The 426-nt window shown below is 73.7% G+C and carries 1 protein-coding gene; it reads right to left on the reverse strand.

Going from position 1 to position 426, the window contains the following annotated elements; genetic code table 11:
• Positions 1-168, reverse strand: a 168-nt coding sequence (locus FHN55_RS24375) for a LacI family DNA-binding transcriptional regulator (RefSeq protein ID WP_139714555.1), incomplete at its 3' end; no start/stop codon positions are given.
• Positions 169-426: the final 258 nt, after the last annotated feature.

Here is a 426-nt window from a genome sequence, read left to right on the forward strand (position 1 = left end):
GAGCACGCGCTCGCGCACCTCGGGGCGCACCTGCGGGGACTCGTTCAGCACGCGCGAGACGGTCTTCTGGCTGACGCCGGCCTCGCGGGCCACGTCGACCATGACGACCCCGCCGGCGAGGCGGCCCGTGCGTTCGGGCGGAGCGGACACGGGCGGCACCTCCCTCATGACTGCGCTGTCATCGGTGTTCGGCGCCGACCGTAGACGGCCGTTGACAGCGCAGTCAAGCAACGATCTGATCACGGTGGGTGACTCGGAAAGGGGCGCCGGGGGCCGTCGGCGCCCGTCCCCGGCCGGGCGCGGCTCAGGCGGTGGCGGCGCGGACCGCGGGAGCCACCTCGGTGCCCAGCAGCTCGATCGCCCGCAGCACCTCGCGGTGCGGCATGGTGCCGGGCGAGACGTGCAGCATGAACCTGTCGATGCCCA

This window comes from Streptomyces sp. NP160 (genome assembly GCF_006335115.1).
Taxonomy (GTDB): Bacteria; Actinomycetota; Actinomycetes; order Actinomycetales; family Quadrisphaeraceae; genus Quadrisphaera.